6 protein-coding genes are annotated in these 9320 nt (G+C 49.6%); 3 read left to right on the top strand and 3 right to left on the bottom strand.

The features are described from left to right. Positions 1-356 precede the first annotated feature (356 nt). Positions 357-1739, top strand: coding sequence for an LCP family protein (locus tag AC5JLB_RS08870; RefSeq protein WP_495873467.1), 1383 nt, complete (start codon positions 357-359; stop codon positions 1737-1739). 6 nt (positions 1740-1745) lie between these two features. Next, positions 1746-2300 (top strand): pentapeptide repeat-containing protein, encoded by a 555-nt coding sequence (locus AC5JLB_RS08865; protein WP_495873466.1) that lies wholly within the window; start codon positions 1746-1748, stop codon positions 2298-2300. Between the two features lie 250 nt (positions 2301-2550). Here the strand turns inward: AC5JLB_RS08865 and AC5JLB_RS08860 are convergent, their stop codons facing one another. From AC5JLB_RS08860 to pyk, 3 genes are all read right to left on the bottom strand, one after another. Further along, complete coding sequence (locus AC5JLB_RS08860; protein WP_495873465.1) at positions 2551-2769, bottom strand: type II toxin-antitoxin system HicB family antitoxin; 219 nt, start codon at positions 2767-2769, stop codon at positions 2551-2553. Between the two features lie 128 nt (positions 2770-2897). Then, a complete protein-coding gene (locus AC5JLB_RS08855; protein WP_495873464.1) occupies positions 2898-4349 on the bottom strand; it encodes a phosphoglucomutase/phosphomannomutase family protein in 1452 nt (483 codons plus the stop codon). Positions 4350-4485: 136 nt separating this feature from the next. Then, positions 4486-6267: a pyruvate kinase gene (gene pyk, locus AC5JLB_RS08850; RefSeq protein WP_495873463.1), complete on the bottom strand. Its 1782-nt coding sequence runs from the start codon at positions 6265-6267 to the stop codon at positions 4486-4488. Positions 6268-6820: 553 nt separating this feature from the next. Between pyk and AC5JLB_RS08845 the strand changes: the two genes are divergently transcribed. Next, complete coding sequence (locus AC5JLB_RS08845) at positions 6821-9106, top strand: amylo-alpha-1,6-glucosidase (protein WP_495873462.1); 2286 nt, start codon at positions 6821-6823, stop codon at positions 9104-9106. Positions 9107-9320: the final 214 nt, after the last annotated feature.

Genomic DNA, 9320 nt, shown 5'->3' with positions numbered 1-9320 from the left:
TGGCACTTTACATTACTCTAGCTTGTACCTCATTAGGCTGGAAAAGGCTGTAGAAGAATTAATTAAACCCTTGCATGAATTTAGTTTGGGAGAACTCTACCGCAACTCGTGATCAGAGAAACTCCATACAGCAGAATTCGCATAGTTCTACCGAATGTAGTAAGTTTTAGTCGGGTAAACACTAGGGGTATCGGGGTGCATCAGTTAGCTTGGGCTATCCAAATTAGGCAAAAGCAAGTAAATTACGTCTTGTAGGTGACCCAGAAAAAGAAACCGATCCGTTACTATTACAGCAAAAGACGGGTTGCATTCGTGGATATCCTAGCTAGACAAGCGTTTGAGATAAGGTGAAGGGAGTGAAGCAGTTGAAGAATCCATCCACGCTGAAGCAGCCAGATTTAGCCAGTTCATCGGGAACTCGTTCCCATCCTTCAGATCTTTCGATTCCGGTTCCTCCCCGCCGATCTTCTCGTTCTTTGATTTGGGCATTCGCGTTTCTCGCGACCGCTGCCGCATCAGCAACCATAGGAACGGCACTCGCCCTCATCGCTCCAATTCCGGGGGCTGTGGCTCCCTCAGAAGGGCAAAAGCTGTTCGGTGATCTCTGGAGTAGCGGCTTTCAGTATCGTGTGTCCCGTCCGGTTAATATTTTAGTGATGGGCATCGATCGCGTTCCTGACGCTCCAGAGGGGTCAGATGCGATGTTCTCGGGGCGCAGCGATACGATGCTGGTACTCCACGTTGATCCAATCGACAATGCTGTAAACTTGCTCTCGGTTCCGAGAGATACTCAAGTTGAGATTCCAGGAATTGGCGTTACTAAAATTAATCAAGCCAATGCAAGCGGCGGCCCGCTTTTAGCGCGAGAAGCAGTCAGTCAAACGCTCAACGGAATGGAGATCGATCGCTACTTGCGGATCAGCACCGGTGCGTTTCGTGAACTCGTGAATTTGCTGGGCGGAGTTCAGGTCTATGTACCGGAACGGATGCAGTACGTTGATAACACCCAAAAGCTAAAAATTGATCTTGCTCCGGGTTGGCAAACGCTAAACGGGGATCAGGCCGAGCAGTTTGCGCGATTCCGCCATGACAACAATGGCGACATTGGTCGAGTTCAACGCCAGCAAGCCTTAATTAAAGCGTTAAGAGAGAAGTTAACCAGCCCGTTGGTTCTACCTCAAGTTCCGGGTTTGATTAGCATGATGCAGAAGTACATCGACACGAACCTTAGCGTCGAGGAAATGCTGTCATTGGTGAGTTTGGGGCTGAAGTTAGACAAGAATGACTTTAAAATGGTGATGCTGCCGGGTCGGTTTAGCGCACCGGACGAATTTCAAGCCAGCTATTGGATCATGGACCCTCAAGGGCGCGATCGCGTTGTGCAGGAGTATTTCAACACCTCCTCAATGACTGGCAATAGCGTCTCTGAGCTTCCCAGCACCAACATCAAAATTGCGGTTCAGAATGCCTCTACTGATCCAGAGTCAGCAAATCAGTTCGTTCAATATTTATCGAGCTTAGGCTACAACAATGCTTATGTGACAGAGGATTGGGATGATGGGCAGCAGAAGACTCAGGTGATTGTTCAAAAAGGCGATTTGCCAGCTGCCAAAGCGCTGCAAACGGCGTTAGGCTTTGGATCAGTGGAAGCAGCTTCAACGGGCGATCTCGATTCTGATTTAACGATTCGAGTTGGTGATGATTGGCTCAAGCAGCAGAAAGTGAATGCTAAACCTTAGATGATCATGATAGTGATCCCGCTAGAACTGTTTAAATCGATTCCCTCTCGGCTGTTGAGCTGGATACCCATTCCGCTGATTCGGGTTGTCGTCATTGTCCTGCTGGCTTGGCTTTGGATTTTACTCAGCGCTACTCCGGTCATGGCTCAGGAGATGAAAAACTATTCCCATGCTCAGATTGAGGGGCAAGATTTCTCCAACCAAAATTTGGAAGGCTATACGTTTGTAGCGGTCGAAGCGCGGGAAACCAATTTCGAGGGAGCCAATCTTAAAAGTTCGATGCTGACGAAAGGAAATCTTCTACAAGCCAATTTAGCGGGCGCAAATTTAGAAGATGCCTTAGTCGATCGCGTGACGCTTTACAAAGCAAATTTGACCAATGCCAATTTCACGGGCGCGACGCTAACTAACAGCATTTTGGATGAGACAGACATTACGGGCGCAGATTTTACGGATGCGCTCGTCGATCGATACACGGTGAAACAACTGTGCGATCGCGCCTCAGGTACAAATCCCACTACTGGAGTGGATACCCGCGAGAGCTTAGGTTGTCGTGACTAGATTTGCAGAAGCGATGAGAGCATTCGAGTGAAATGCGCTCGTCTACCTCAAGGCTTCTGTTAAATGTTCTAAGGATCGGGAAGCAATAAAGCCCTACAGATTTTGTGTGCTAACAGGTTTTTGACTTCTGTACGGCGTGGAACCGCTTCTACTGCACCAGTTTGCGGATTCATCCACAACGAATGTGACGAACCTTCTCGCTTGAGAACACAACCGTGCCGCCGCAGATGTTTCAGGAGATCACTCCGCTTCATCCAATAGATACCACTTGATAAATGGCGTCCTCTGGTACTCCCCGCAAAACCTCCTGCCGTCGATCCTCTAGGATAAGAGCGATCGCATCAGCTAAGCTCCGACGACAGTCATCGATTGTCTCTCCTTGACCATTTGCTCCAGGGATTTCAGGGCAGTATGCAAAGTAGCCGCCCTCAGATGCAGGTTCAATGATTGCTGTAAACTCGTTATGCATAGGGTAGACGAGTAATAATTGAATATGACTTATCTCTAAACGGTAAATCTGGATCTGAACATTTTTGGTTAAAAGCGAAGGTTATGAACCATCAGTTTCATAACCATTAAGCGAACACAAGATAAATCTCACACAGAGCTGGCCCAATTCTTTGCCCAGTTCAACGTGGCATGAACTTGTTCTAGCGTGTCAGCTTCGCAGTAGAGCCGCAATACAGGCTCAGTGCCGCTAAAGCGAATCAGCAACCAGCTTTGATCGGCTAAACGGAATTTGTAACCGTCATCGGTTTGGCAGTTGATCACTTCGCGTCCAGCAATTTCCTGAATCGGTTGGGTCTTTAACTGCTCTAAAAGTTTTGCTCTGACTTCCATACTGGCGAGGGGGAGATCAATGCGATCGTACGCCGCATCAAATCCTACTTTCTGCTGGATTTGGCGGTACAAATCGCCTAAATCCAGTTCGGTTTGAACTACTGTTTCTAACACATATAGCGCGGCTAACAGAGCATCGCGCTCTGGAATGTGGTGTCCGTAGCCGATCCCGCCCGATTCCTCACCGCCCAGTAACACCTTGGCTTCTAACATGCGATCGGCAATGTACTTATAACCAATTGGCGTCTCAAACACCGAAAGATTATGCAAGGCGGCGACCTTGGGGATCAGATCCGAGCCGCTTACCGTCTTCACCACTTCGCCACTGTAGCCTTTTCTTGACAGATGTTCGATCAGAATTGGAATCAGAATTTGAGAGCTAAGAAAATTACCTTTGCCATCGACTGCACCGATGCGATCGGCATCCCCATCAAATACCAATCCAACGGCTAAGCTATCACCCTGAAACGATTGGATCGTGTGCAGCAGTTTGGATAAATATTTGGGTAAGGGTTCCGGTGCGCCGCCTTCAAACAGGGGATCGCGATCGCTGTTCAATTCTTGAATCTCGACGCCGAGCAATTGAGCGATCCCGCTTGCAGCGGCTCCGTGCATCACATCTGCAAATACAGTCAGCTTACCGTTGCGAATAGCCGTGCGAATCGAATCGATATCGACCAGCGATCGCAGCCCTTCGCAATAGCTTGTCCAGGGATTAAACGTTTGAAAACCGCCTTGAGTCGTCGCTTCTGGTGACTGACCGCTTGCCAGCAAAGCTTCTATTTTCTGCGTCACTTCTGGCGGAACCGATCCCCCAAATGCCCCTTTTACTTTTAAGCCAGAATATCCGCCCGGATTGTGGCTAGCCGTAATGACGATCGCGCCTAAGGCATTTAGCTTTTTGGCGGCCCAACTAAAAGCAGGAGTGGGCGCAAAGCATTCAGAGAACAGCACATCAAACCCGAGCGCACGAATTGAATCTGCTGCCACACGAGCAAAGTTTTCGGAAATGAAGCGGCGATCGTATCCCACAATCACGGTATTGCTGCCCGTTTGAGAGCCGTACTCCTCCGCCAAAATTTGAGCTGCGATCGGAGCAACAAGCTTGACGCGATCGTAGGTGAAATCGGCTGCAATCAGACCGCGCCATCCATCTGTCCCAAACTTGATTGGGTTAATTGCCGTAATCACAGAAGCGGCGTAAGCCATATTGCAATCTCCTAAAAAACCGTGGGGGACTAAAAGCAACTCTCAGTGTAGCTGGGATGAGTTTACCCAGATGAGAGTTGTCTGTCACTACACTGTTTCTTTACGCAAGTAACCGGGGCTAGACAGGAGAAATTCTTTAAACCGTTAGGGCTGAATCGGTCTGCGTTGCGCCGTTTGTGCCGGAATAAACCAATCCACGCTGCATATCTAGCGTGACAATCTCGCCATCTCGAATCACTCCAGTCGCATTCTTCACTCCAACCAAAACCGGAATGCCCAGCCGCAACCCGATGACAGCCGCATGACTAGTCAGGCTGCTATCTTCTGTGATGATCCCGGCGGCTTTACGAATCGCGTCAATGTGATCGGCGCTAGTGCTGGGGGCAACTAAGATTTCACCGGAGCGAAAGCGCGATAACTCGCCCGTATTCGGGGCAACTCTGGCGCGACCGCTGATCGAGCCTTGACCAATACCGATCCCTTTTCCACGAACGGCTGTCACCACTTCGATCTTGATCAAATCGGTAGAACCTGAGACCCCTTGCAGCGTTCCAGCTGTCATTACGACTAGATCGCCTTCTGACACCAATCCCTTCTCTTGCGCTACATTCAGCGCGGCTTGGAAGGTTTGACCTGTGGACGGTAAATCGAGAACGAGCAACGGTTTGACGCCCCACACCAGCTGAAGCTGACGCGCAACATCGACGTGAGGCGTAATCGCAAGAATCGGAGTCGTGGGGCGAAACTTCGAGACATTGCGAGCAGTCGCTCCTGACTTGGTAAGCGACATGATAGCGATCGCACCTAATTGCTCAGAAATTTTGCCAACGGCTTGACTGATCGAGTTGGGAATCGATCGTCCCGTACCTTCGAGGGTATGACGCTTTGGCTCTTGCTCGGTGCGAATCGCAATCCGCGCCATCGTTGCTACCGCTTCTACCGGAAACTTGCCCACTGCCGTTTCATTCGAGAGCATCACCGCATCGGTTCCATCCAAAATCGCGTTGGCGACATCGGAGATTTCGGCCCGAGTCGGGCGCGGGCTATGCACCATGCTATCGAGCATTTGCGTCGCAGTGATCACCGGAATGCCAAATCGATTTGCCGTCGCAATCAAGCGCTTTTGCAGAATCGGCACGTCTTCTGCCGGAAGTTCGACACCCAGATCGCCGCGAGCCACCATCACACCATCTGCGATCGACAAAATCGATTCCATCTGCTCGATCGCTTCGTGTTTTTCAATTTTCACCACCACAGGAACCGACTTCCCAGCACTGGAGATTAATTCTTTGATCTCCAGTACATCTTGAGGATTTCGCACAAAGCTGAGAGCAACCCAATCTACGCCTTGGTCTAATCCAAACGTCAAGTCTTTGCGATCTTTATCGGTCAACGCTTTGATCGACAGGTAAACCCCAGGAAAATTCACCCCTTTATTGTTGGATAAGGGACCTCCGACGACCACTCGGCATCGCAGTTCCTGAGCCGCGCGATCGACCGCTTCCACCACCATTTCGACTCTGCCATCATCGAGCAAAATGGTTGCCCCTTCTGGAACTTCTTCGGACAAGCGATCGTAGGTGACCGAACTAACCTCCTGCGTTCCCGGAACGATTTGACTCGTCAGCGTAAATTTGTCGTCTTTGTTGAGAATAATCGAGCCATTCTCAAACCGTCCGAGGCGAATTTTGGGTCCCTGCAAGTCTTGAAGAATCCCGACGGGCTGGTTTAGCTCAAACGAAATCTGGCGAATCAGACGAATGCTACGCAAATGGTCGTCGTGCGTTCCGTGAGAGAAATTGAGACGGAGCGTGGTTGCTCCCGCTTTAATGAGTTCTCGTAGGGCGTCTGGTGTGCTGGTAGCCGGACCGATCGTGGCGACAATTTTTGTTCTACGGCGAGAGGATGGCACTTGCATGAACTGGAGATCCAAAAAGGGTTAAGGGGGAAGTGAAATTGTAAAAAGTTTAAGACAAGATCTGAGCCAGACGCGCGTTTCCGTCAGATTTACATCTTGCGCGAATGGCGATCAATGTTACGGAAAACTGACGTGGAAGCATCAGGCATACTACCACGTTTGCAGCGCATTCAGTAGGGTGGAAGGCGTATGTGAAGCGTGAGATGCGCCGTGTAGGTCCATAGTTTCATAGTGACTTGCTAAGGCTCAGAAATTGTAGAACTTAAGAATCCTTTAATACGAATGGTGATTTAACAAACATTTCTTCTTCGCAAGTTGAAAACATTACAAAAACATTACTAAAGCAAAAATGCTGTACTCAGGCAAAAAGATGCAAAACCCCGAAATATAAGCGCTTGTTGCCTGCCTGAATAACTCCCAACCGTAGTCAAAAATTAGTCAAGAATTTTCAGTATCTCGTGGCACTCTATCGGTTAAATCGGCTTAAATGTAAGCGGCATTAAATGGAAACGTCAGTGCCTCGATTTGCCCTCATCACTTAGAGATTAGTTTCATGACTTCGGAGATCATCGAACTCGACGGTAAAAAATTTGTTCCAGCCGAGCAACTTCCGATTCCAGAATGGCCCTCCGTCTTAAACGAACGCCCTCAGCCCGTCTTGACCCTGAAAGATGATGATCTATTTCTGCTGACCGACACATTCGGCAATATCGGCGGCGCATGGGATGATGGGCGCAGCAGCAGTATGGGGCTATTTTGCAACGACACCCGATTTCTCAATCGCTTAGAACTGCAAATCGACGGACATCCGCCAATTTTACTGAGTAGCACGGCAGAAAAAGGGTTTGTGCTGTCGGTGCTGTGCGCTAATCCACGATTAGGAGACTATATTCAAGCCGAAACCATTGGCATCAAGCGTGAACTTGTTCTAAATGGTGGCTTGTTTGAAGAGATCGAAATTGCGAACTACAGTACCGAACCTGCTCAATTTGAAATCAGCCTCAGTTTTGATGCGGATTTTGTTGATTTGTTTGAAGTGCGGGGCTATGGACGTAGTGATCGCGGTCGTCTCTTGCGCCTGCTACCGCCCCTTGATCCGGCTCACCGCTCAGAGCCAGAAGAGAACGAGGCAGAAGAATTCGTATCGTCGTTTGGGAGTGAACGGGATCAGTCCGTCAAGGAACTAACCCTTGCCTATCAAGGACTTGATCACGCGATTCTAGAGTCTCATATTGAATTTATTCACTGTCAGCCCGACCTGATCAAAGGCAACACCGCGATTTGGCAGCTTGAATTACAGTCTCACGAAATTCAGAAGATGGGGTATCGGCTGCAACCCCTTAGCAATGGTCGCAACGTATCAAATGTGAGCGCGCCAATTACCCTCTCCCAAGCCAAGGCGGCTGAATTTGCCGAAGAAGAAACGTGGCGCAGTCATGCAACGCAAATTCGCTCCGATAAAAACACGTTCAATCGGGTAATTGAGCGAGCAGAGCAAGATATTTATCTCCTGCGTCAAACCTTTGGGAAAAATAAGGCACTGTCTGCTGGGGTTCCGTGGTTTTCTACTCTATTTGGACGAGACTCGATCATTGCGGCGTCTCAAACCCTGATGCTCGATCCACAAATTGCCCGTGAGACGCTGACGATTTTGGCTCACTATCAGGGCAAAGTCGATGACGAATGGCGCGAAGAGCAGCCCGGAAAGATTCTGCATGAGATCCGGTTTGGCGAGATGGCGAGATGTCAGGAAGTGCCGCACACGCCCTATTACGGCACGGTCGATGCAACGCCGCTCTGGTTGATGCTCTACGCCGAGTACTTTGCCTGGACAGCCGATTATGAAACACTGGATCGATTGTGGGGCAATGCGATCGCGGCGATGGACTGGTGCGATCGCAACCTCAAAGAAACGGGCTACCTTGCCTACCAGCGAATCTCGAAACGCGGACTCGACAATCAAGGCTGGAAAGATTCGGGGAACTGCATTGTTGATCGCAAAGGCAAACTCGCTCAAGGCGCAATCACACTCTGTGAAGTGCAAGGTTATGTGTATGCGGCAAAGGTACGGCTGAGTCAGATTGCCCGCATGAAGAAACGCATTGATCTTGCCGATCGCTGGGACGAAGAAGCCAGAGAACTGAAGATGCGCTTTAACCGCGATTTTTGGATGGAAGATCAAGATTTCTGCGCGTTGGCGTTAGATGGAGATGGAAACCAGGTCGATAGCATTACCTCAAATCCGGGACACTGTTTAAGCTTGGGCATCTTTACGCCTGAGAAAGCCTACAGCGTAGCAGAACGGCTTCGCGGCCCAGACATGTTTAATGGCTGGGGAATTCGCACGCTCAGCAGTTCTTCGCCTGCCTACAATCCGATGGGCTACCACATTGGCTCGGTGTGGCCTCACGACAATACGCTGACGGCGATCGGGCTGCGATCGCTCGGCTTAATCGATCAAGCACTCGAACTGTGTAAAGGGTTGCTCGACATGACGCGACATCAGCCATACCAACGTCCGCCCGAACTGTTCTGCGGCTACGAACGGATAGACGATAACGAACCCGTTCAATATCCAGTCGCATGTTCTCCCCAAGCGTGGGCAACGGGCAGCGTATTCCAACTCGTTCACATGATTGTGAACTTGGTTCCTGATGCGCCCGGAAACTACCTACGCATTATTGATCCAGCCTTGCCAGAATCAATCAATTTCCTAGCGCTCAAGAATTTGCGAGTCGGGGCAACTTTACTCGATTTGGAGTTTGAGCGATCGGGATCTTCTACATCATGCCGAGTCTCTAAAAAACGGGGCAATCTGCGGGTTGTAATAGAGGCGTAACCACCTCCAAGTGCAGAGCAATGTCTCGATCAGGTTCCAAAGGATGTGTTGTGCAAACCTTGATTTGCACAACACATTCACTTCTAGTCTGTGATGCGAAGATAGTCTGGATAAGCTCCAACTAGAATGTTAAAGATTTTGATTTGTCCGAAGATTTGTTAGGTTGTGTTGACATTTCAGCGAAGTTCAATCAGCAAGGCAGTGAAATAAACAA

The sequence above is a fragment of the Myxacorys chilensis genome, from assembly GCF_059505265.1.
This window is presented reverse-complemented; position numbering and strand designations above follow the sequence as displayed.

Coding starts and splice junctions, on each gene's coding strand:
- AC5JLB_RS08865 (WP_495873466.1), top strand. CDS start 1,746: ATGATAGTGATCCCGCTAGAACTGTTTAAATCGATTCCCTCTCGGCTG.
- AC5JLB_RS08860 (WP_495873465.1), bottom strand. CDS start 2,769: ATGCATAACGAGTTTACAGCAATCATTGAACCTGCATCTGAGGGCGGC.
- AC5JLB_RS08855 (WP_495873464.1), bottom strand. CDS start 4,349: ATGGCTTACGCCGCTTCTGTGATTACGGCAATTAACCCAATCAAGTTT.
- pyk (WP_495873463.1), bottom strand. CDS start 6,267: ATGCAAGTGCCATCCTCTCGCCGTAGAACAAAAATTGTCGCCACGATC.
- AC5JLB_RS08845 (WP_495873462.1), top strand. CDS start 6,821: ATGACTTCGGAGATCATCGAACTCGACGGTAAAAAATTTGTTCCAGCC.